The following is a 20,499-nucleotide window of genomic DNA, read 5'->3' as shown; positions in this document are numbered from 1 at the left end:
TTAGGACGAGGGAATACCCGATGAAGAACACGATTTCTGCGTTTCTGCTCGGCACCGCGATGGCGCTCAGCGTCGCGGGCATGGCCTCCGCCGACGACAAGGTCGTCAAGATCGGCGTGTTGTCGGATCAGTCCGGCCTCTATGCCGACCTTGCCGGCCCCGGCTCGACGCTGGCGGCGCAGATGGCGATCGAGGATTCCGGCCTCAAGGCCAAGGGCTGGACCATCGACCTGATCTCCGGCGATCACCAGAACAAGCCCGACATCGGCACCACCATCGCCCGCCAGTGGTTCGACGTCGACAAGGTCGACACCATCGTCGACGTGCCGAACTCCGGCGTCGCGCTCGCGGTCAACAACGTCGTGAAGGAGAAGAACGGCGTCTACATCAATTCGGGCGCCGCGACTTCCGATCTCACCAATGCGCAGTGCACGCCGAACACGGTGCACTGGACCTACGACACCTACATGCTGGCGCACGCCACCGGCCAGGCGCTGGTGAAGGCGGGCGGTGACACCTGGTTCTTCCTGACTGCGGACTACGCGTTCGGTGCGGCGCTGGAGCGCGACACCACCGCGGTCATCACCGCCAATGGCGGCAAGGTGGTCGGCGGCGTCAAGCACCCGCTCAACACCGCTGACTTCTCCTCGTTCCTGCTGCAGGCGCAGGCCTCCAAGGCCAAGATCATCGGTCTTGCCAATGCCGGCGGCGACACCACCAACTCGATCAAGCAGGCTGCCGAATTCGGCATCGTCAAGGGCGGCCAGAAGCTCGCGGCGCTGCTGCTGTTCCTCACCGACGTCAAGGCGATCGGGCTCGAGACCGCGCAGGGCCTCAACTTCACCGAGACGTTCTACTGGGACCTCAACGACAAGACCCGCGCCTTCTCCAAGCGCTTCTCGGAGAAGATGAAGAGCGGCGCTCCCCCGACCATGGTGCAGGCCGGCGTCTATGCGGGCCTGCTGCACTACTTCAAGGCGCTGGAAGCGCTCGGCGGCAATCCGCATGACGGCGCCAAGGTGGTCGCGAAGATGAAGACCATCCCGACCGACGATCCGCTGTTCGGCAAGGGCGAGGTCGAGGCCAACGGCCGCGTCACCCACGACGCCTATCTGTTCGAAGTGAAGAAGCCCTCGGAGTCCAAGGGACCGTGGGACTTCTACAAGCTGGTCGGCACCGTGCCGGGCAACCAGGCCTTCACGCCGCTCGACAAGAGCACCTGTGCGCTCCTGAAGAAGTAACGATCATGCCCGCCGGCCATGGGCGTGGCCGGCGGGCTTCATCTATCCAGCGAAAGCTCATTCGATGCAGGCTCTCTACGCACAGCTTCTGGTGGGACTGATCAACGGCTCGTTCTACGCGCTGCTCAGTCTGGGGCTCGCCGTCATCTTCGGCATGCTCAACATCATCAATTTCGCGCACGGCGCGCTCTACATGATGGGCGCCTTCGTGGCGTATTTCCTGCTCAATCTGGGCGGCATCAACTACTGGTGGGCGCTGCTGATCGCACCGGTCATCGTCGGCATCTTCGGCATGATCCTCGAGCGGACCATGCTGCAATGGCTCGCCGGCCTCGACCATCTCTATGGACTGCTGTTGACGTTCGGCATCGCGCTGATCGTGCAGGGCGTGTTCCAGAACTATTTCGGTTCCTCGGGCCTGCCTTACTCGATCCCGGATCAGCTCAAGGGCGGCGTCAATCTCGGCTTCATGTTCCTGCCGATCTATCGCGGCTGGGTCGTGGTCTTCTCGCTGGTGGTGTGCCTTGCGACCTGGTTCCTGATCGAGAAGACGCAGCTCGGCGCCTATTTGCGCGCGGCCACCGAGAACCCGACGCTGGTGCGGGCCTTCGGCATCAACGTGCCGCGCATGATCACGCTGACCTACGGGCTCGGTGTCGGCCTTGCCGCGCTCGCCGGCGTGCTGTCGGCGCCGATCAACCAGGTCCGCCCGCTGATGGGCGCCGATCTCATCATCGTGGTGTTCGCGGTGGTCGTGATCGGCGGCATGGGCTCGATCATGGGCTCGATCATCACCGGCTTCGCGCTCGGCGTGATCGAGGGACTGACCAAGTATTTTTATCCCGAGGCCTCCAACACCGTGGTGTTTGTCCTGATGGTGGTGGTGTTGCTGGTGAAGCCGACGGGACTGACGGGACGGGCGGCCTGATATGTCAGCATTGACCGACGATACAATTCCGATGACGCCGCGCGCGATGCGCGACGAGATGATGGTGTTCGCCGTGATGGCGGTGCTGCTTGCCGCGGTGCCGTTCACGGGGATCTATCCCTTCTTCGTGATGCAGGCGCTGTGCTTTGCGCTGCTGGCCTGCGCATTCAACTTGCTGATCGGCTATGGCGGCCTGCTGTCGTTCGGCCACGCCATGTTCCTCGGCACCGCCGGCTACGTCTCGGCGCATGCGCTGAAGGTATGGGGGCTGCCGCCGGAGCTCGGCATCGTGGCCGGCACCGCCGCGGCGGCCTTGCTCGGCCTCGTCACCGGCTTCATCTCGATCAAGCGGCAGGGCATCTATTTCTCGATGATCACGCTGGCGCTGTCGCAGCTGCTTTACTTCCTCTATCTGCAGGCGCCGTTCACCCATGGTGAAGACGGCATCCAGGGCATTCCGCAGGGCCATTTGTTCGGGATCTTTGATCTGTCGAAGCCGACGGTGCTCTACTACGTCGTGCTGGTCGGCTTCCTCGCCGGCTTCCTGCTGATCTACCGCACCATCAACTCGCCGTTCGGCGAGGTGCTGAAGTCGATCCGCGAGAACGAGCCGCGCGCGATCTCGCTCGGCTACAAGACCGACCAGTACAAGATGCTGGCCTACATCCTGTCGGGCACGCTGGCGGGCTTTGCCGGCTCGCTGAAGGTGTTCGTGGCGCAGAATGCCTCGCTCACCGACGTGCACTGGTCGATGTCCGGCGAAATCGTGCTGATGACGCTGGTCGGCGGTCTCGGCACCATCTTCGGCCCGGTGGTCGGCGCCTTCGTGATCATCGCCATGCAGCAATATCTTGCCGGTTTCGGCCAATGGGTGACGGTGATTCAGGGCGTGATCTTCGTGGCCTGCGTGCTGCTGTTCCGGCGCGGCCTGGTTGGCGAGCTGGCCCACCTGCTGCGGCGGTCGCTGTAGGGCAGGGCACGCGATGTTCGGCCGACTTTAGCGGTGGACGACCGCCCATTGGGGCGGTCGATCCGGGTATTTTCCCAGGCAGATGCTCTATGACAGTTCCGTGACAGTCGCTAAAAGGGCTGTCCCGGAACGATGGAATTGAGACATGCTGCGCTGGTTTCGCGCCTTTCTGCCCAAGGAAGAGCGATTTTTTGAGCTGTTCGCCCGCCACGCCCAGACCTCCGTGCAGTGCTCGCTGGCGCTGCAGGACATGCTGAAGGGCGGCGAGGAGACCCCGGTCTTCTGCCAGCGCGTCAATCAGTTCGAGAACGACGCCGACAGCGTCACCCGCGAGGTGCTGACCGCGGTTCGCCGCACCTTCATCACCCCGTTCGACCGCGGCGACATCAAGAACCTGATCACCGCGATGGACGATGCGGTCGACCAGATGCAGGCGACCGCCAAGGCCGTCATGCTGTTCGAGGTGCGCGAGTTCGAGCCGCCGATGCGCGAGATCGGCACCCTGATCGTCGAATGCGCCAATCTCGTCGTGCGCGCGCTGCCGCTGTTGCAGGCGATCGGCCAGAACGTCTCGATGCTGACCCAGATCACCGAGGAGCTGACCAAGCTCGAGGGCCGGGTCGACGATCTCCACGATATCGGGCTCAAGGAATTGTTCCTGAAGCACCGCAACGCCAACGCGATGGACTTCATCGTCGGCGCGGAGATCTACGATCACCTCGAGAAGGTGGCCGACCGCTTCGACGACGTCGCCAACGAGATCAACTCGATCGTGATCGAACAGGTTTAGGGCAGGGACATCACGTGGACGCCACGCTGGGTCTTCCAGTCCTGACCATCCTGATTGCGGTCGCGCTGCTGTTCGACTTCCTGAACGGCCTGCACGATGCCGCGAACTCGATCGCGACCATCGTTTCGACCCGCGTGCTGCGGCCGCAATATGCGGTGTTCTGGGCGGCGTTCTTCAACTTCGTCGCCTTCGCGGTGTTCGGCCTGCACGTCGCCAACACGATCGGCACCGGGATCATCGACCCGTCGGTGGTGGACGCGACCGTGATCTTCGCCGCGCTGGTCGGCGCGATCGTCTGGAACGTGATCACCTGGGGGCTCGGGATTCCTTCGTCGAGCTCGCACGCGCTGATCGGCGGCCTGGTCGGCGCCGGCATGGCGAAGGCGGGGATCTCAGCGGCGGTGTGGAGCGGGCTCACCAAGACCCTGCTCGCGATCGTGCTGTCGCCGCTGGTCGGCTTCCTGCTGGCGCTGGTGCTGGTTGCGATCGTGTCCTGGCTCTCGGTGCGCTCGACGCCGTTCGCGGTCGATCGCGCCTTCCGCATCCTGCAATTCGCCTCGGCGTCGCTGTATTCGCTCGGCCATGGCGGCAACGACGCGCAGAAGACCATGGGCATCATCGCCGTGCTGCTCTACTCGCAGGGCCATCTCGGCGACAAGTTCGAGATTCCGTTCTGGGTGGTGCTGGCCTGTCAGAGCGCGATGGCGCTCGGCACCCTGATGGGCGGTTGGCGGATCGTACGCACCATGGGGCTGCGGATCACCAAGCTGACGCCGATGCAGGGCTTTTGCGCCGAGACCGGCGGCGCTGCCACGCTGTTCATCGCGACCTATCTCGGGGTGCCGGTATCGACCACCCACACCATCACCGGCGCCATCGTCGGCGTCGGCGCCGCGCGCCGGCTGTCCGCCGTGCGCTGGAACGTGGCGAGCTCGATCGTCTATGCCTGGGTGATCACGATCCCGGCCTCGGCCGCGGTCGCAGCTGCGACCTATTGGGCGGTGCAGGTCCTGAAGTAGCGTTTTCGAGCGACGTGGAAGCTGGTAAACGCGTCCAAAACAAGTGATCAGCCGACCAGCTTCAGCCCGACGATCCCGGACACGATCAGCCCGATGCTGGCCAGCCGCATCGCCGTCGCGGGCTCGCCGAGCAGGATGATGCCGAGCGCCGCGGTGCCGACGGCGCCGATCCCGGTCCAGACCGCATAGGCGGTTCCAATCGGCAGCGTCTTCAGCGCAATGCCGAGCAGGATCACGCTGCCGGCCATCGCCGCGAGCGTCAGCACCGACGGCACCAGCCGGGAGAACCCCTCGGTATATTTCAGCCCGATCGCCCAGCCGATCTCGAGCAGGCCTGCGGTGAACAGAATGGCCCAAGCCATAACGAACCCTCCGGATAAGGCAGGGTCGTCCCCGCGGATGGTATGGTGAGGAGAAGGTCGTCCTTCCCGTGCCTATATGTGGGTGGTGCGGCCATTCCGCATTGCGACAAAACGCCCTTGATTGCGCCCGTTTTCCCTGCCAAACGCTGCCCCGCCATGTCTGATACCGCTGTTTCAACCGAATCGCCGTCCCGCTCGCCGCTTTCAGAGGAAGTGGCGCGACGGCGCACCTTTGCGATCATCTCGCACCCGGACGCCGGCAAGACCACGCTGACGGAAAAGCTGCTGCTGTTCGGCGGCGCCATCAACCTCGCGGGCCAGGTCAAGGCCAAGGGCGAGCGCCGCAACACGCGCTCGGACTGGATGAAGATCGAGCGCGAGCGCGGCATCTCGGTCGTGACCTCGGTGATGACCTTCGAGTTCAACGACCTCGTATTCAACCTCTTGGACACGCCGGGCCACGAGGACTTTTCGGAAGATACCTATCGCACGCTGACCGCGGTCGATTCCGCGGTCATGGTGATCGACGCCGCCAAGGGCATCGAGGCGCGCACGCGCAAGCTGTTCGAGGTGTGCCGCCTGCGCGACATCCCGATCATCACCTTCATCAACAAGATGGACCGCGAGAGCCGCGACACCTTTGAGCTGCTCGACGAGATCGAGAAGACGCTGGCGCTCGATACCACGCCGATGACTTGGCCGGTCGGCCGCGGCCGCGATTTCCTTGGCACCTATGATGTCGTCAATGGCGGCGTGCGGCTGCTCGAGGGCGGCGGCGCCAAGACCGGCGCCACGGAGCAGATCGACATCGCCGATCTCGGCAAGCGCAATCCCAATCTCGACGTCGCCGAGGTCAGGGACGAGCTCGCGCTGGCGTCGGAGGCCTGCAAGCCGTTCGAGCTCGCGGCGTTCCGCGAGGGCCATCTGACGCCGGTCTATTTCGGCAGCGCGCTGCGCAATTTCGGCGTCGGCGACTTGCTCGAGGGTCTCGGCAAGTTCGCGCCGGCGCCGCGCGCGCAGGATTCCGATCTGCGCAAGGTCGAGGCGGCCGAACCGCGCATGAGCGCCTTCGTGTTCAAGATCCAGGCCAACATGGATCCGAACCACCGCGACCGTATCGCGTTCGCGCGGCTGTGCTCCGGAAAACTCAGCCGCGGCATGAAGGCCAAGCTGGTGCGCACCGGCAAGAACATGAGCCTGTCGAGCCCGCAATTCTTCTTCGCCCAGGACCGCTCGGTGGCGGACGAGGCGTTTGCCGGCGACGTGGTCGGCATTCCTAACCACGGCACCTTGCGGATCGGCGACACCCTGACCGAGGGCGAGGATCTGACCTTCGTCGGCGTGCCGAGCTTCGCGCCGGAAATCGTCCGCCGCGTTCGGCTGACCGATGCGATGAAGGCGAAGAAGCTGAAGGAGGCCTTGCAGCAGATGTCGGAGGAGGGCGTCGTGCAGGTGTTTCGTCCGCGCGACGGCGCGCCGGCGCTGGTCGGCGTGGTCGGTCCGCTGCAGCTCGACGTGCTGAAGGCGCGGCTCGATGCCGAATATTCGCTGCCTGTCGAGTTCGAGATCTCCGAGTTCTCGCTGGCGCGCTGGATCTCGTCCGACGACCGCAAGAAGCTGGATGCCTTCGTCGCCGCCAACAATTCCGGCATTGCCGACGACGTCGATGGCGATCCCGTGTTCATGGCCAAGAACGAGTTCTATCTCGGCTACACCCGCGAGCGCGCCGAGGGCATCACCTTCTCCAACGTCAAGGACGTCAAGAAGAAGGCGTAGCGCCGCGCCGCATCCGTAGTGTCGTCCCCCGGCTTGACCGGGGGACCCAGTACGCTGCGGCTCCTCCGCGATCCACAACCGCCTCCGGAATACTGGATCGCCCGGTCGAGCCGGCGAAGACAGCGAGGTTGTGGCAAGCGCAAGGAAGTGAACGCGGCCCCGCTTGCTCCGGTCCCGCTGCGGTACCATTTTCCCCGGAGCGCATTCCGGGTCCAACCGCATGCTCCGACGCGTCGTCATCTGTCTCGCTTTTGCCGTGCTGGCCTTTGCCTTCGCGGGCACGGCCGGCGCGCGACAACGGCAACAGACCAACCCGGTGCCGTTCGCACACACACCCTGCAGCGTGCTCGACAACGGGCCTTGCATCCCGTCCTATTGCAGCGTGTTCAACCATGGGCCGTGCCTGCCCGAAATCGATTATCCGTACGGCGAAAATCTCCAGCTCACGATCCTGACCGTGCCGCCCGAGGGGCAGGCCGAGAAGTACCGCAAGCCGGATCATGATCTCGATACCATCGGCGATCTGTTCGCCGCGCTGCGTTCCTGCTGGGCGCCGCCGCCGGCGGACGATGCGCGCGAGGGCATGCAGATGTCGGTGCGCTTCAGCTTCAAGCGGACCGGCGAGATGATCGGCACGCCGCGCCTGACATTTTCGACGCGGGGCATCCCGGCGGATACCCGCACGACCTACCTCAACGCGATCAACGCCTCGCTCAGTGCCTGTCTGCCGCTGAAATTTACCGGCGGGCTCGGCGGCGCGCTGGCCGGCCGTCCGATCATGATCCGCTATGTCGACAATCGCGAGCTGGCCAAGCCGGCCGGCAATCCGTGACCCGCCACCCGGCGTGGCGCATTGCCACCCGCCCGGCGAAGATGTTACGCGAGGGCATTAATCAATCAGGGGAGGAACATCGTGGGACTGCTCGTCATGATCCTGGGTCTCGTGCTGTTCCTCGGCATCCATGTGCTGAGCAGCCTGCGCGAACTGCGCGCCGGCATCGTCAATGCGTTGGGCGAGGGAGCCTACAAGGGCGTCTATTCGCTGGTGTCGTTCGCCGGGCTCGCGCTGATCATCTGGGGCTTCGGCCATTACCGCGCGACCGGCTGGATCGACGTCTGGACGCCGCCGACCGCGTTCAAGCACATCACGGTGGCGCTGATGCTGCCGGCCGTCATTTTGGTGGTGGCTGCCTATATCCGTGGCCGCATCTACAGCACGCTGAAGCATCCGATGCTGGCGGGCGTCAAGCTGTGGGCGTTCGCGCATCTGCTCGCCAATGGCGATCTCGGCTCGATCATCCTGTTCGGCTCGTTTCTCGGCTGGGCGGTCTATGACCGCATCTCGTTGAAGCGTCGTGCCGATGCCGGCGGGCCGCCGATCCCGGTGGGCGGGCCCACCAACGACCTGATCGCGATCGCGGTCGGTGTCATCGTCTATCTGGCGCTGGCGTTTGCGTTCCACCCGGTCGTGATCGGCGTGCCTGTCATGGGAGCCTGACTATGTCTGTTCAATCCGCCATCAAGCGCAAGACCGCACCCGATCTGCGCGCCCGCAAGAATGGCGAACCGATCGTGATGCTGACGTCGTACCACGCGCACACCGCGGCGCTGGTCGACCGGCACTGCGACGCCATCCTGGTCGGCGATTCCCTCGGCAATGTGATGCACGGCTTCGAGACCACGGTGCCTGTTACCCTCGACATGATGATCCTGCAGGGCCGCGCGGTGATGCGCGGTTCGCAGGCTGCACTCGTCGTGGTCGACATGCCGTTCGGTTCCTACGAGGAATCGAAAGAGCAGGCGTTCCGGTCGGCGGTGCGGATCATGAAGGAAACGCTGTGTGGCGCGGTCAAGCTCGAGGGTGGCGCGCGGATGGCGGAGACGGTGGCGTTCCTGTCGGAGCGCGGCATTCCCGTGATGGGTCATATCGGCCTGACGCCGCAATCGATCAACACGCTCGGCTCGTTCCGCGCGCAGGGCCGCGAGGAGGAGAATTGGGCGCCGATTGAGAACGACGCCAAGGCGATCGCGGAAGCGGGCGCCTTCTCGATCGTGGTCGAGGCGGTCGCCGAGCCGCTGGCGCGCAAGATCACGCAATCGATCACCGTTCCCACCATCGGCATCGGCGCCAGCGCGGCCTGCGACGGCCAGGTGCTGGTGTTGGAGGACATGCTCGGCCTGTCGCCACGCGCGCCGAAATTCGTCCGCCGCTACGGCAATCTCGGGCCGATGATCGAGGAAGCGATCGCGGGCTATGCGCGCGACGTCAAGAGCCGCGCCTTCCCGGGGCCGGAGCATGTCTACGGCATAAAGAAGAGCTGACGAGGCACGCATGGACTGGTCCCAACACGCATTGCCGCCGATGCGGCTCGAGCCGCGCTTCGGCGACCGCGTCGTGCCTGTCTTTGCCGAGCGGCCGGCCAGCCTGTGGGCGATGATCGCGGACGCCGTCGCGCAGAACGGCGACGGCGAGGCGCTGGTTTGCGGCGAGAGGCGCCTGAGCTGGCGCGAGGTCGCCGAGCAATCGGCGATGGTCGCGGCGGGCTTTGCAAAGCTCGGTCTCGCGCCGGGCGATCGCGTCGCCGTCCTGCTCGGCAACCGTATCGAGTTCGTGCTGACGATGTTCGCCGCCGCCCATGCCGGCCTCGTCACGGTGCTGCTCTCGACGCGCCAGCAGAAGCCCGAGATCGCCTATGTGCTGAACGATTGCGGCGCGAAGTGTCTGGTCCATGAGGCCACGCTTGCCGATCGGATCCCCGACGCTGCCGATATTCCCGGCCTCGCGCATCGCATCGCGGTCAGCGACGACGGCACATCGCAATTCGCTGCCTTGCGCGACAATGCGCCAGCGCAAGCGCCCGCGGAGGTGAGGGAAGAGGACACCGCGATGATCCTCTACACCTCGGGCACCACGGGCCGGCCGAAGGGCGCGATGCTCGCCCATTGCAACATCATCCACTCGTCGATGGTGTTCGCGTCCTGCCTGAAGCTGACCAAGGCCGATCGCTCGATCGCCGCGGTGCCGCTCGCGCATGTCACCGGCGCGGTCGCCAACGTCACCACCATGGCGCGCTCTGCCGGCGCGCTGATCATCATGCCGGAGTTCAAGGCGTCGGAATATCTGAAGGTCGCGGCGCGCGAGCGGGTCACTTACACCGTGATGGTGCCGGCGATGTACAATCTCTGCCTGATGCAGCCGGATTTCGACAGCACCGATCTGTCGAGCTGGCGCATCGGCGGCTTCGGCGGCGCGCCGATGCCGGTTGCGACCATCGAGAAGCTCGACGCCAAGATTCCCGGGCTCAAGCTCGCGAATTGCTATGGCGCGACCGAGACCACGTCGCCCTCGACCTTGATGCCGGGCGAATTGACCGCGGCGCATATCGACAGCGTCGGCCTGCCGTGTCCCGGCGCCGAGATCATCGTGATGGGCGCCGATGGCCACGAGGTGCCGCGCGGGGAGATCGGCGAGCTCTGGATCCGCAGCGCCTCCGTCATCAAGGGCTACTGGAACAATCCGAAGGCGACCGCCGAGAGTTTTACCGCCGGGTTCTGGCATTCCGGCGATCTCGGCTCGATCGATGCCGACAACTTCGTCCGCGTGTTCGACCGTCAGAAGGACATGATCAACCGAGGCGGCCTGAAGATCTATTCCGCCGAGGTCGAGTCCGTCCTGGCCGGCCATCCGGCCGTGGTCGAGAGCGCGATCATCGCAAAACCGTGCCCGGTGCTCGGCGAGCGCGTCCACGCCGTGATCGTGACCCGCAGCGAGGTCAATGCGGAGAGCCTGCGCGCCTGGTGTGCCGAGCGGCTCTCCGACTACAAGGTGCCGGAGACCATGGCGCTGACATCAGCGCCGCTGCCGCGCAACGCCAACGGCAAGGTGATCAAGCGCCAGCTCAGGGAGACGCTGGCTGGAAACGGGTAAGGCACCCGAGAAGCCGCAAACTCGGTTCACCTCTCCCGCTTGCGGGGGAGGTCGACGCGCGACGAGCGACGCAAAGCGTCGTCCGGAGCGCGGCGGGTGGGGGTTCTCGCAACAATGGGGCCTTCTCCACATCTGCCTCGTGGAGGCACCCCCACCCCAACCCTCCCCCGCAAGCGGGAGAGGGAGCCCACGCAGTCCCGTTGCGGCCGATGGCAAACTTCCCCGGTTAACGCTTTGATCCGCCTCGCTTTGCCTTGCCTCTGCCACACCGTTAGGGTAACGCCGCCGCGATGTGGGGATCGGGTAGGGGCTGCGTCCTACCGAGATTCGCGGTCCCGAGGGGATGGGATAGCCTTAAGTGTCTGAATTATTTGACGAAGTCGACGAGGAAGTCCGTCGCGATCAGCTCAAGAAGCTGTGGGACAAGTACTCGCTTTTCATCATCGCGCTGGCGATCTTGGTGGTCGCGGGCGTCGGTGGCTGGCGTGGCTACCAATATCTCGAGGGCAAGAAGGCCGCCGTCGCCGGTGCGGCGTTCGACCGCGCCGTCGAACTTTCAGACCAGAACAAGCACGCCGAGGCCGAGGCCGCTTTTGCCGACCTGATCACCAAGGCGCCGTCCGGCTACCGCAACCTGGCGCGGCTGCGCATGGCTGCCGAGGTCGCGACCCGCGATCAGCCGGCCGCTGCGAAGCTCTATGACGAGATCGCTGCCGACCGCAGCGTCGGCGGTCCCGATCAGGATCTGGCGCGGATCCGCGCCGCGCAGATGGTGATGGACACCACGACGTATCCGAACATGGTGCAACGGCTCGAGGCGATGGCGACGTCGAAGGACTCGACGTTCCGCCACTCCGCGCGCGAGCTGCTGGCGCTGTCGGCCTGGCGCGCCAACGATGCCACCGCCGCGCGGCAGTGGCTCGACCAGATTGCCAATGACGGTGAGACGCCGCCGAGCCTGCGTTCGCGCGCCGAAGCGCTGCAGGCCTTGTTGCCGCCGGTCGCCAAAAGCTGAACCGAGGCATGATCCGGAAAAGTGGGAACCGGTTTTCCGATCGGATCATGCCCAGACAGAACCCGAGTTTGAGTGAGAGATCGACCATGCGCCGCTCGCAACGCCTGATCGCAGCCGCAGTTCTGACAGCGCTTTGCAGCGCGCTGGCCGGCTGCGGCGGTGGCGGCATGGCCAATTTCGATCCGAGCGACTTGCTCGACTTCCTCGACACCAAGAAGAAGCTGGCCGGCGACCGCAAGCCGGTGTTCCCGGAAGGCGTGCCCGGCCTCGAGCAGGGCGTGCCGAAGGAATTGTACAAGGGCTCGCAGCAGGAGCAGCTCGACCAGCAGAACGCCGCGGCAGCGGCCGCCGCCCAGCCGGCTCCGCCACCCGAGCCGCCGAAGGGCGCCAAGAAGCACTCCAAGCGCGCCGCACCGGCCGCGGATCAGGCGGCTGCTCCCGACGCGGCGGCGCCGGACGAGGGCGCGCCTGCCGCGCTGCCGCCCGAGCCGAAGCCGAAGAAGATCGTCCGCCGCCGCACCACCGCGCCGCCGGCCGACGACCAGCAGGCACAGCCTGCGGCGCCGGCGCAGCAGACCCAGACCTCGCAACAATCCGGCGGCGCGTTCCCCGCACCGCTACCGAGCGGCGGATTTAGCCGCTAGCATGATCCGGAAAAGTGCGAAGCGGTTTTCCCTCGCGACAAACGCGGAACGCGTTTGCGCGGAGATCATGCTAAAACCAGAACCCAAAGCGCGATGACTATTCAACCCAATCGCATCGCGCTTTAGGCTCCTGCTTCAATTCATTAGACGCGCGCCGCGCCGCGGCGCCTGGATGTTCCATGTCTTTTACCATCGCCATTATCGGCCGGCCCAATGTCGGAAAGTCGACGCTGTTCAACCGGCTGGTCGGCCAGAAGCTCGCGCTGGTGGACGACGAGCCCGGCGTGACCCGCGACCGCCGCGAGGGCCAGGCGCGGCTCTACGATCTCGACTTCACCATCATCGACACCGCGGGGCTCGATGAGGGCGCCAAGGGCTCGCTGACGGCGCGGATGCAGGAGCAGACCGAAACCGCGATCGAGCTCGCTGACGCCCTGATGTTCGTGATCGACGCCCGTGTCGGCCTGACGCCGACCGATCGCGCCTTTGCCGACTTCGCCCGCAAGGCCAACAAGCCGGTGCTGCTGGTCGCCAACAAGGCCGAGGGCAAGCACGGCGAGTTAGGGGCGATGGAATCCTACGCGCTCGGGCTCGGCGATCCCGTGCAGATCTCGGCCGAGCACGGCGAGGGCATGGGCGACCTCCACGAGGCGCTGAGCGCGCTGATGCCTGAACCCGTCGACGAGGAAGAAGAGGAGGAGATCGAGGGCGTCGAGGATTGGTCGGATGAGGAGATCGCGCAGCGCCCGATCCGCGTCGCCATCGTCGGCCGGCCCAATGCCGGCAAGTCGACGCTGATCAACCATCTGCTCGGCGAGGAGCGGCTGCTGACCAGCCCCGAGGCCGGCACCACGCGGGATTCCATCGCGGTCGAGATCACCTGGCAGGGCCGCCAGTTCCGCGTGTTCGACACCGCCGGCCTGCGCCGCCGCTCGCGGATCGAGGAGAAGCTGGAAAAGCTCTCGGTCGCCGACGCGTTGCGTGCGGTGCGCTTCGCCGAAGTCGTCGTGATGATGATGGACGCGCAGAACAAGTTCGAGGAGCAGGATCTGCGTATCGCCGACCTGATCGAGCGCGAAGGCCGTGCCATCGTGCTCGCGGTCAACAAATGGGACCTCGTCGAGCGCAAGCCCAACCAGATCTCGCAGCTGCGCACCGATGCCGACCACTGGCTGCCCCAGGTCAAGGGCGCGCCGATCGTCGCCGTCTCCGGCCTGATGGGCGAGGGCATCGACCGTCTGATGATTGCGATCCAGGAGGCCTATGCGGTCTGGAACCGGCGCTTGCCGACTGCAGCGCTCAATCGCTGGTTCGAGCAGGCGATCCAGGCGAGCCCACCGCCGGCCGTCTCGGGCCGCCGGCTGAAGCTGAACTACATCACGCAAGTCAAGGCGCGGCCGCCGAGCTTCGTGCTGTTCTGCTCGCGCGCCGATGCGATCCCGAGATCCTATCTGCGCTACCTCACCAACTCGCTGCGCGAGACCTTCGATCTGCCTGGCACGCCGATCCGGATCACGCTGCGCGAGAAGGCCAATCCGTTCGCTCACAAGCGCAAGCGGCCGTCGTGAGCAGGCATAGCGTTTTCGAGCGAAGTGGGTACCGGTTCGCGTGAAGAAAACGCGTCAAAACGAGAATGATCCTGCGGCGATGCCGCAGGCTCGCAGCGGCGCGGTGATCTTCATCTTCATCACCCTGCTGCTCGACATGCTCGCGCTCGGGATCATCATCCCGATCCTGCCCAAGCTGATTGAGGGCTTCGTCAGCAATGACACCGCCAACGCGGCGCGTATCTTCGGCGTGTTCGGCTCGATCTGGGCCCTGATGCAGTTCGTCTGCTCGCCGATCCTGGGCGCGCTGTCCGATCGCTTCGGCCGCCGGCCGGTGGTCCTGCTCTCGAACTTCGGCCTTGCCGCGGACTACGTGCTGATGGCGCTGGCGCCGAACCTGATCTGGCTGTTCGTCGGGCGGGCGATCTCGGGCATCACTTCGTCCAGCATCTCGACGGTGTTCGCTTACATCGCCGACGTCACTGCACCGGAGCAGCGCGCTGCGATGTTCGGCAAGATCGGCGTCGCGTTCGGCGCGGGCTTTATCCTGGGACCGGCGCTGGGTGGCTTGCTCGGCGAGATCGATCCGCGGCTGCCGTTCTGGGCGGCGGCGGGTTTGAGCTTCGTCAACGGCCTCTATGGCCTGTTCATCCTGCCGGAATCGCTGCCGGTCGAGCGGCGTGCGCCGTTCAAATGGAAGAGCGCCAATCCGATCGGCGCGCTGCATTTCCTGCGCGCGAACCGGACGCTGGCGGGCCTGTCGCTGGCGACCTTCTTCGGCCAGCTCGCGCATGTCGTGCTGCCCTCGGTGTTCGTGCTCTACGCCACCTATCGTTACGGCTGGGACACGGGCACCGTCGGAGCGACGCTGGCGCTGGTCGGCCTCTGCGGCATGATCGTACAGGGCGCGGCGATCGGCCCGATCGTCAAGCTGCTCGGCGAGCGCAACGCGCTGTTCCTCGGCCTCGTCTGCGGCGCCCTGGGCTTCGTGATCTTCGGCGCGGCGCCGACAGGCCACCTGTTCTGGATCGGCATTCCCGTGATGGCGCTCTGGGGCATCTCGGGCGCGGCGACGCAGGCCCTGACGACGCAGCTCGTCGCCGCCGATCAACAAGGCCAGTTGCAGGGCGCGACATCGAGCGTGCAGAGCATGTCGGAATTGATCGGCCCGTTCCTGTTCACGCTGACGTTTGCGTATTTCATCGGCGACAACGTGCCCGTGAAGCTGCCAGGTGCGCCGTTTTATCTGGCCGGCGCGCTGCTGCTGCTCGCACTTGCGATCGCGTGGCGTGCAACAGCGGCGAAGAGGGCGTAGGGTGAATTAGCCACCCCAAGAATTCTAGTCCGTCGCCGGCACCGAATGGTGCTCGTGCGTGATCCGCCAGCTGCCGTCGATCTTGCGCAGTCCGATCGTCAGGCGGAACTGGAACGTGTCGTCGAGCGGGCCGCACCGCATCACCACAACGGCAAAGGCCACGTCATCGCCGGCCGTGATCGCGATGTCCGCGATATCGAAGGCGTAGGAGGAACGCTGGCAGCCGAAGAACAAATCCCAGGTCTTCCTGTATTCATCAAGTCCGCGTGACTGGAACGGCGGCGGCACGTCGAACATCACGATGTCCTGATCGTGATGGGCGAGGACGCCCGCATAGTCGTGCCGGCGGACGGCGTCCGCCCAGGCTTCGATGATTGTTCTGACTTCGGTTTCTGCCGTGTGGCGCTGCTGTGTCATCGCTCGAATGCTCCGAGGGCTGGCTGATCGATGCTTCGAGGACGAATGCGAGGGCGCCGATCCGACACGCCGATACGTCCGGGCCGGATGTTGCGGACTGCGTCATTTTGCCTGTTTACAAACCATCCGGTTGGTTTGTATAAGAGCCGATACTGGATGATGATGCGCGCCTCGTTCCCTAAAGGCCGCCTCGGCAGGAGGAGCATGGTGGGTGGACGACGGGGCCGTTGATATCTGCGATGAGTTGACCCGCTTCAGTGACGCGCAGGCGGCGCTGCTGACGTCGCGCGGCCTGGTCTATCTCACCGACCTGAAGCTCGATGGCGACAGGCACGGCACGATCGTCGCCGCCAGTTATGCCGACGCGGAATCGGTTGCCCGCCGGCGTGGCCGGGGAGAGAAGGTCATCGGCCGAATGGCTCACGGCTTCCTTCACGGCCTCCGCCGCCGCCTGATGCAAAAGGTGCGCGGCAACGGGAGCTGGTGTGCGCGAGCGACCGGGTAGCGCGATGATTGATTCGTCGAAGTGATGTGTGACCCCAAGCCCGGTATTGGGTTTCGGGTAGGCCGTTCGCGCTGCCGGGCGAGCTCCGATCCAGCGCTTGAGATTGACTGAGGCCGCTGGGATACTGTGATCTCACGCGACTCCTTCCTGAGTAATTCCATGGATAATCCTTCCCGCTCGGAACGTTCCCGCAACGCTGCACTCGACGCCGCGATCACCATCGTGACGCGCGATGGTCCGGGGCGCCTGACGCTGGACGCGATTGCGCGCGAGAGCGGCCTGAGCAAGGGCGGCGTGATGCATCAGTTCCGCACCAAGGAAGCGGTGCTGCGCGCCTTGCTCGAGCAGCAGATGGCGCATTTCGAGGAGTTCTCGACCCGCTATCTCGAAAAGGTGCGCAAGACCACGGATCAGCCGGAACTGGCGGCGCAGATCGCAACGCTGCGGGAGGCGATTTCGACGCCGCGGGCCGGGGCGTTTGCGCTGCTGGCGGCGATGAACGAGAATCCGGACTTGATGGCGATGCCGCGCGATGTCGACATCAAGAAGGTCGCGCTGATGAAGGCCGAGGCGCGCGATCCGGATCTGGCGCTGCTGCGCTGGGCGGCGGCGAGGGGGCTGCTGCTGAGCTCGTTGTTCGGCCTGTCGTCGCTGACCGATGCCGAGCGCGATCGCCTGTTCGAGCGATTGCTCGACGACAGCAAGTGGACTGCGATCGAGCAGGGCGCGACGGCGGCCGCAAAGTCATCGAACGCGACGGCGACACGCGCGGCATCGCCGCGGCCTGCCGGCGCACGGGCCGCAAAGCCGGCATCAGCGCGCAAACGCAACTGAATCTCGGACGTTGGGCAAAAGCACAACGCCGCCCAAGCGGAATATGAATCGCTTGGCGGCGTTGGGTCGGCACCGGACCCCTGAAATCCCCCGGCAATCGGTGCGGTAGCACAAGAGATACCGCGGGTTTGTGACAACGCGCGACCGCCATTCGCGAAGCCGCCGCACCAACTCCCACGGCAATTCGATCGCCGAATTATTCTGTCGCGTTTCCCGCGATTGCAACGTTACAAACCAACTGGTCGGTTTTATAACTATCGCACTGAGGCAAGATCTGGCGGCGCCGTGAGGGCGAGCCAGATCGGCATTGACGGCCGCAGCCGCACTTCAGCCCCGGACGCGGCTGCGGCCAGAGCTGCTCTTCCGCCTTGGCTCGGATGAGGAGATTGGAATGGAGAGCTCGATCGCCGCGCGCGGTCTGGGAGCGATGGCGCTTTGCGTCCTCGCCGGAGGATGTGCCGCCGTCACGCCGGTGGCTTATTCGGACGTGGCATCAACGGCCTACATGACGCCGGATACGTCCGACGCGTCGGGCCGCGTGCCGTATCGCTATGCGCCGCCGGTCGACTGGCGGAGCTACAACAAGGTGATGCTCGATCCGGTCGTGATCTATCGCGGCGCGGATCATCAGTTCGGCGACACGTCCGAGAAGGACAAGCAGACGCTCGCCGCCTACATGCAGACCCGCTTCGCCGACAAATTGCGGGGCCGCTTCACGCTGGTGAATACGCGCGGGCCGAACACGTTTCGCGTGCGGCTGACGCTGACCGGCGCGGTCGCCAACACGCCGGTGCTCGGCACGCTGTCGCGCTTCGACATGGCCGGCGCGATCTACAACGGCGTGCAGGCGGCGCGTGACGGCGAGGGCACGATGACCGGCTCGGTGATCTATGCCGTCGAGATGTTCGACGGCCCGACCGCGCGCCTGCTCGGCGCTTACGTCAGCAAGCAATATCCCGGCGCCTACGACATCAAGGCCAGCGTCGGCGATCTCGCCGCCGCCACCGCCGGCATCGACAAGGGTGCCGATGCCTTCATGGCGCAACTGAAGTGACGCGCGCGTCGCGCCTGCCGCAACGATCCCGACAATGAAAGGTGCTGTCGAATGAATTACATGGTTCGCCTGTTTCTGCGCAGCCTGGTCGCCGCCATTCTGATGAGCTCAACCGGCCATGCCGAAGTGATTGCATCGAGCGATCCGAGCGGCACATGGCTGACCGAGGACGGACGTGCGCGCATCCGCCTCGAGCGCTGTGGCACCGCGCGCGATCGCATCTGCGGCTTCATTGTGTGGATGAAGGATCCGCTCGATCCGCGCGGCCAGCCGTTCCGCGACAGCTTCAACCCCGATCCCGACAAGCGCACGCGCGCGCTGCTCGGCCATCAGCTGATCCTGGGATTGAAGCTGTCGCCGGAGGGCCGGTTCGACGGCGACATCTACAATGCCGAGGACGGCAAGTCCTATTCGGTCTCGCTGTGGCGCGATTCGTCCGACCGGCTGAAGCTCAAGGGGTGCCTGCTCAAGCTGCTGTGCCAGACCCAGACCTGGACGCCGACGTTCGACGCCCAGCCCGGACAGCTCGTCGGCCTGACCGGCGATCCCGGCGGCCCGCGTGCCGACAGGGAATGGGCATCGCTGCCGACGGCTGCGAAGGGGAAGTCGGCGGCGAAGTGAAGACGAGTAGGGCGGGTTAGCCGACGACGTCCGCCGTAGCTCGGCGAGCGAAGGCGGAAGGCGTAACCCACCGACTTCGGCCGTGAAGGAAAATGGTGGGTTACGCTTCGCTAACCCACCTAAGCAGCTACGCAGTCACTTCTTCACCAGCGGACAATCGCTGGCCTCGAGCGGCTTGGCGGCGTCTTCCGGCGAGATGGTGGCGATCAGCTTGTAATAGTCCCACGGATATTTGGACTCCTCCGGCTTCTTCACCTCGAACAGATAGGCCGGGATGATGCGGCGGCCATCGATCCGCAACGGACCCTTGCCGAACAGCGGATCGTCGGTCGGGATCTCCTTCATCTTGGCGACGACCTTGGCGCCGTCATGCGGATTGCCGCCCATCGCGTCGAGCGCCTTCAGGTAATGCAGCACGCCGGCATAGACGCCGGCCACCGTCATCGACGGCATCGAGCCCTTGGGCGAGACCTTCTGGAAGCGCTTCGACCAGGCGCGGGTCTGGTCGTTCATGTCCCAATAGAACGACTCGGTGAAGGTGAGGCCCTGCGCGATCTTCAAGCCCAGCGCGTGCACGTCGTTGACGAACAGCAGCAGTGCCGCGAGCTTCTGTCCGCCCGCGGTGATGCCGAATTCGGACGCCTGCTTGATCGCGTTGGTGGTGTCGCCGCCGGCATTGGCGAGGCCGATGATCTTGGCCTTGGAGGCCTGCGCCTGCAGCAGGAACGAGGAGAAGTCCGCGGTGTTGAGCGGGTGCTTGACGCCGCCGAGCACCTTGCCGCCGTTCGCGGTGACGACCGCCGAGGTGTCGCGCTCCAGCGCGTGGCCGAAGGCGTAGTCGGCGGTGAGGAAGAACCAGGTGTCGCCGCCGGCCTTGGTCAGCGCCTTGCCGGTGCCGTTGGCGAGCATGTAGGTGTCGAACGTGTAGGAGATCGTGTTGGCGTTGCAGGCCTTGCCGGTCAGATCGGCGGTCGCCGCGCCCGAATTGAGCACGATCGAGTTCTTCTCCTTGGCAAGGTTGCTCACCGCCAGCGCGACGCCGGAGTTCGGCGTATCGGTGATGATGTCGACCTTCTCGTTGTCGATCCAGTTGCGCGCGATGTTGACGCCGACGTCGGGCTTGTTCTGGTGGTCGCCGCTGACCACCTCGATCTTCCAGCCCTTGGCGCGCAGGCCGGAATCCTCCACCGCCATGTTGGCCGCGGCCACCGAATTGGGGCCGCCGATGTCGGCATAGAGGCCGGACATGTCGTTCAGGACGCCGATCTTGACGTTCTTGTCCTGAGCAAAGGCAGGGGTAGCAAGGCCAAGTGCAGCGCAAGCGAGAAGCACGGCGTGGCGCCGTGCGAGCGTCGTCATCATGAGACATTCCCTCCACTGTCAATTTTTCCCGCAACGGCCCTCTTGTGGAGCCTTGTGCCGGTCGTTCGGGTTCCCGCTTACCCTGTCCTTTGGCGAGCGGCAATCCGCATAAAGCCGGATGACCTGCGTCGAAGCGTCATCCAGAGCGTTTTCGAGCGAGGCCTGTCCCGG

General features: G+C 65.2%; 21 protein-coding genes. 18 read left to right on the top strand and 3 right to left on the bottom strand.

Annotated features, from left to right (window positions below; genetic code table 11):
* Window positions 1-20 precede the first annotated feature (20 nt).
* The 5 genes from CO675_RS31425 (at window position 21) to CO675_RS31405 (ending at window position 4,948) form a co-directional block, all read left to right on the top strand.
* A complete protein-coding gene (locus tag CO675_RS31425) occupies window positions 21-1,241 on the top strand; it encodes an ABC transporter substrate-binding protein (protein WP_097675646.1) in 1,221 nt (406 codons plus the stop codon).
* A gap of 64 nt (window positions 1,242-1,305) precedes the next feature.
* Window positions 1,306-2,169: a branched-chain amino acid ABC transporter permease gene (locus CO675_RS31420; protein ID WP_097675645.1), complete on the top strand. Its 864-nt coding sequence runs from the start codon at window positions 1,306-1,308 to the stop codon at window positions 2,167-2,169.
* Window position 2,170: 1 nt separating this feature from the next.
* Window positions 2,171-3,139: a branched-chain amino acid ABC transporter permease gene (locus tag CO675_RS31415; protein WP_097675644.1), complete on the top strand. Its 969-nt coding sequence runs from the start codon at window positions 2,171-2,173 to the stop codon at window positions 3,137-3,139.
* Window positions 3,140-3,284: 145 nt separating this feature from the next.
* The gene (locus tag CO675_RS31410) at window positions 3,285-3,929 is read left to right on the top strand and encodes a DUF47 domain-containing protein (protein WP_097675643.1); all 645 of its coding nucleotides are present in this window, start codon (window positions 3,285-3,287) and stop codon (window positions 3,927-3,929) included.
* Between the two features lie 14 nt (window positions 3,930-3,943).
* A complete protein-coding gene (locus CO675_RS31405) occupies window positions 3,944-4,948 on the top strand; it encodes an inorganic phosphate transporter (protein ID WP_097675642.1) in 1,005 nt (334 codons plus the stop codon).
* A gap of 47 nt (window positions 4,949-4,995) precedes the next feature.
* On the opposite strand, the gene sugE is transcribed toward CO675_RS31405, so the two are convergent.
* Window positions 4,996-5,310: a quaternary ammonium compound efflux SMR transporter SugE gene (gene sugE, locus CO675_RS31400; protein ID WP_092113374.1), complete on the bottom strand. Its 315-nt coding sequence runs from the start codon at window positions 5,308-5,310 to the stop codon at window positions 4,996-4,998.
* Window positions 5,311-5,466: 156 nt separating this feature from the next.
* On the opposite strand from sugE, the gene CO675_RS31395 reads away from it, so the two are divergent.
* The 9 genes from CO675_RS31395 (at window position 5,467) to CO675_RS31355 (ending at window position 15,535) form a co-directional block, all read left to right on the top strand.
* Window positions 5,467-7,086 (top strand): peptide chain release factor 3, encoded by a 1,620-nt coding sequence (locus CO675_RS31395; protein WP_097675641.1) that lies wholly within the window; start codon window positions 5,467-5,469, stop codon window positions 7,084-7,086.
* 220 nt (window positions 7,087-7,306) lie between these two features.
* A complete protein-coding gene (locus CO675_RS31390) occupies window positions 7,307-7,918 on the top strand; it encodes a UCP034077 family protein (protein ID WP_198964813.1) in 612 nt (203 codons plus the stop codon).
* An 81-nt stretch (window positions 7,919-7,999) separates the two neighbouring features.
* On the top strand, window positions 8,000-8,584 hold the full coding sequence (locus CO675_RS31385) for an NnrU family protein (RefSeq protein ID WP_097675640.1): 585 nt from the start codon (window positions 8,000-8,002) through the stop codon (window positions 8,582-8,584).
* 2 nt (window positions 8,585-8,586) lie between these two features.
* Entirely contained in the window at window positions 8,587-9,408 is an 822-nt protein-coding gene (gene panB, locus CO675_RS31380; protein WP_097675639.1) for a 3-methyl-2-oxobutanoate hydroxymethyltransferase, read from the top strand.
* 10 nt (window positions 9,409-9,418) lie between these two features.
* A complete protein-coding gene (locus tag CO675_RS31375; RefSeq protein WP_097675638.1) occupies window positions 9,419-11,014 on the top strand; it encodes a class I adenylate-forming enzyme family protein in 1,596 nt (531 codons plus the stop codon).
* Between the two features lie 358 nt (window positions 11,015-11,372).
* Window positions 11,373-12,029: a tetratricopeptide repeat protein gene (locus CO675_RS31370; RefSeq protein ID WP_097675637.1), complete on the top strand. Its 657-nt coding sequence runs from the start codon at window positions 11,373-11,375 to the stop codon at window positions 12,027-12,029.
* An 86-nt stretch (window positions 12,030-12,115) separates the two neighbouring features.
* Window positions 12,116-12,673 (top strand): hypothetical protein, encoded by a 558-nt coding sequence (locus CO675_RS31365; RefSeq protein WP_097675636.1) that lies wholly within the window; start codon window positions 12,116-12,118, stop codon window positions 12,671-12,673.
* Between the two features lie 179 nt (window positions 12,674-12,852).
* The gene (gene der, locus CO675_RS31360; RefSeq protein ID WP_097675635.1) at window positions 12,853-14,241 is read left to right on the top strand and encodes a ribosome biogenesis GTPase Der; all 1,389 of its coding nucleotides are present in this window, start codon (window positions 12,853-12,855) and stop codon (window positions 14,239-14,241) included.
* Window positions 14,242-14,320: 79 nt separating this feature from the next.
* Window positions 14,321-15,535 carry an MFS transporter gene (locus CO675_RS31355; protein WP_097675668.1) on the top strand — a complete coding sequence of 405 codons (1,215 nt, stop codon included), beginning with the start codon at window positions 14,321-14,323 and terminating at the stop codon, window positions 15,533-15,535.
* Between the two features lie 24 nt (window positions 15,536-15,559).
* On the opposite strand, the gene CO675_RS31350 is transcribed toward CO675_RS31355, so the two are convergent.
* Window positions 15,560-15,952 carry a YybH family protein gene (locus CO675_RS31350; RefSeq protein ID WP_097675634.1) on the bottom strand — a complete coding sequence of 131 codons (393 nt, stop codon included), beginning with the start codon at window positions 15,950-15,952 and terminating at the stop codon, window positions 15,560-15,562.
* A 211-nt stretch (window positions 15,953-16,163) separates the two neighbouring features.
* Here CO675_RS31350 and CO675_RS31345 point away from each other — a divergent pair, with 211 nt between their 5' ends.
* The 4 genes from CO675_RS31345 (at window position 16,164) to CO675_RS31330 (ending at window position 18,966) form a co-directional block, all read left to right on the top strand.
* Entirely contained in the window at window positions 16,164-16,457 is a 294-nt protein-coding gene (locus CO675_RS31345; protein ID WP_097675633.1) for a hypothetical protein, read from the top strand.
* A 159-nt stretch (window positions 16,458-16,616) separates the two neighbouring features.
* Window positions 16,617-17,291, top strand: coding sequence for a TetR/AcrR family transcriptional regulator (locus CO675_RS31340; RefSeq protein ID WP_097675632.1), 675 nt, complete (start codon window positions 16,617-16,619; stop codon window positions 17,289-17,291).
* Between the two features lie 391 nt (window positions 17,292-17,682).
* The gene (locus CO675_RS31335) at window positions 17,683-18,345 is read left to right on the top strand and encodes a DUF3313 domain-containing protein (RefSeq protein WP_097675631.1); all 663 of its coding nucleotides are present in this window, start codon (window positions 17,683-17,685) and stop codon (window positions 18,343-18,345) included.
* 51 nt (window positions 18,346-18,396) lie between these two features.
* Window positions 18,397-18,966 carry a DUF2147 domain-containing protein gene (locus CO675_RS31330; RefSeq protein WP_097675630.1) on the top strand — a complete coding sequence of 190 codons (570 nt, stop codon included), beginning with the start codon at window positions 18,397-18,399 and terminating at the stop codon, window positions 18,964-18,966.
* Between the two features lie 135 nt (window positions 18,967-19,101).
* On the opposite strand, the gene CO675_RS31325 is transcribed toward CO675_RS31330, so the two are convergent.
* Window positions 19,102-20,328: an ABC transporter substrate-binding protein gene (locus CO675_RS31325; protein WP_198964812.1), complete on the bottom strand. Its 1,227-nt coding sequence runs from the start codon at window positions 20,326-20,328 to the stop codon at window positions 19,102-19,104.
* Window positions 20,329-20,499 lie beyond the last annotated feature (171 nt).

Source organism: Bradyrhizobium sp. C9, from assembly GCF_002532045.1.
In the GTDB taxonomy this organism is placed as follows: Bacteria; Pseudomonadota; Alphaproteobacteria; order Rhizobiales; family Xanthobacteraceae; genus Bradyrhizobium.
The sequence above is the reverse complement of the archived record's forward strand: the minus strand, read 5'-3'. Positions and strand labels throughout refer to the sequence as shown.